A 1662-nucleotide genomic window follows, 5' to 3' on the forward strand; every position below is an offset into this window, starting at 1 on the left:
GGCCGCGCGGCCGGCCCCGATGGGGTCTTGTGGCGCAGCCGCCTGGCGAAGCGCCGGGTGCCGCGGATCGCCACCTGGTCCTCGCCCGTGCCGGCGAGCACGACGAGCAGCGCGTTCACGCTCTCCTCGTCGGGTACGGCGGGAAGGTCGACCAGGCCGCCCCAGCCGTGCGGGAACTCCAGCGCCGCGGACGCGCCGGTGCCCCATGTCAGGGCCTGGGCCGGGCTGGTGACCGGGTCGGTGCCCGAGGTGCCGACGGCGCCGCTGGTCGCGCACCACAGCGGGACGGCCGGGGTCCGGGCCGGGTCCAGGGTGCGGAGCAGGTCCAGGGTGCGGACCAGGCCCGCCGGGAGCACCGGGTGGGCGGGGTGCGGCTCCTCGTCCAGCGCCAGCAGCGACAGCACACCGTCCCACCCGGGCCGGGCGTCCCGGGTGCCGGCCGCGTCCCATGTGTCGGCCACCGTGAAGCCCCGTGCGCGCAGGGCCTCGGCCCACGGGTGCCCGGTCGTGGCCAGGACGAGCCAGCGGGCCGGGTCGACGGGGGCCGCGGTGGCGCTCATCGGCGCCCAGGCCACCTCGTACCGCCAGTCGTCACGGGGCACCGGCGGGGTCGCGGTCACCCAGTAGGGCTCGCGCTGGAAGGCGTACGTGGGCAGGTCCGCGCGGGGGGCGGTGCGGGGCAGGACCGGGCTCCAGTCGACGTCGGCTCCGGCGGCGTAGAGGCGTCCCGCCGCGGCGAGGAACTCGGTGAGGCCGCCGTGATCGCGGCGCAGTGTTCCGGTGGCGGCGGCGTCCAGCGCGGGCACCAGCACCGGGTGCGGGCCGACCTCCAGGAACAGGTCGTGGCCGTCGGCGGTGAGCCGGGCGGTGGCCAGGTCGAACCGTACGGGCTCGCGCAGGTTGCGGTACCAGTAGCCGGCGTCGAGGGCGGAGGTGTCGACCGGCTCGCCGGTGACCGTGGAGTAGAACGGGATCGCCGCCGGGTGGGGCGTGATGTCGGCCAGGTCGCCGAGCAGTTGCTCGCGGACCGCCTCGACCTGCGCGGAGTGGGCGGCGTAGTTCACGGGCAGGCGGCGGGCGCGGATGCCGTCGGCCTCGCAGGCGGCCAGCAGTTCGTCCAGTACGTCGAGGTCTCCGGACACCACGACCGCCGCGGGGCCGTTGACCACGGCGGTGGTCAGCCGCTCGCCCCAGCGGGCCAGGTAGCCGACTGCCTGCTCGGCGGACAGCGCGAGGGACACCATGCCGCCCCGGCCGGCGATGACGGCCAGTGCCCTGGACCGCAGGGCCACGACCTTGGCGGCGTCCCGCAGCGACAGCGCGCCGGCGACGTGTGCGGCGGCGATCTCCGCCTGGGAGTGGCCGACCACGGCGTCCGGCCGCACGCCGTAGGACCGCCACAGGTCGGCCAGCGCCACCATGACGGCGAACAGGGCCGGCTGCACCACGTCGACGCGGTCCAGGGAGCCGTGGCGCAGTTCGTCGACCAGCGACCAGTCGGTGTACGGGGCCAGGGCGGCGGCGCAGGCGTCGATGCCGGCGCGGAAGACCTCGGACTGCTCGTACAGGTCACGGCCCATGCCCGCCCACTGCGCCCCCTGGCCGGGGAAGACGAACACGGTCCCGCCCGTACGGGCCGGCGCTCCCGGCGGGAGCGCGGCC

1 protein-coding gene is annotated in these 1662 nt (G+C 76.8%); it reads right to left on the minus strand.

Features of this window, described 5'->3' with window-relative positions; genetic code table 11:
• A partial coding sequence (locus H5J33_RS34375) for an acyltransferase domain-containing protein (protein ID WP_309485562.1) occupies positions 1 to 1619 on the minus strand: 1619 nt, incomplete at its 3' end.
• Between the last annotated feature and the right edge of the window lie 43 nt (positions 1620 to 1662).

The organism is Streptomyces sp. WELS2, assembly GCF_013870595.1.
Lineage (GTDB): Bacteria > Actinomycetota > Actinomycetes > Streptomycetales > Streptomycetaceae > Streptomyces.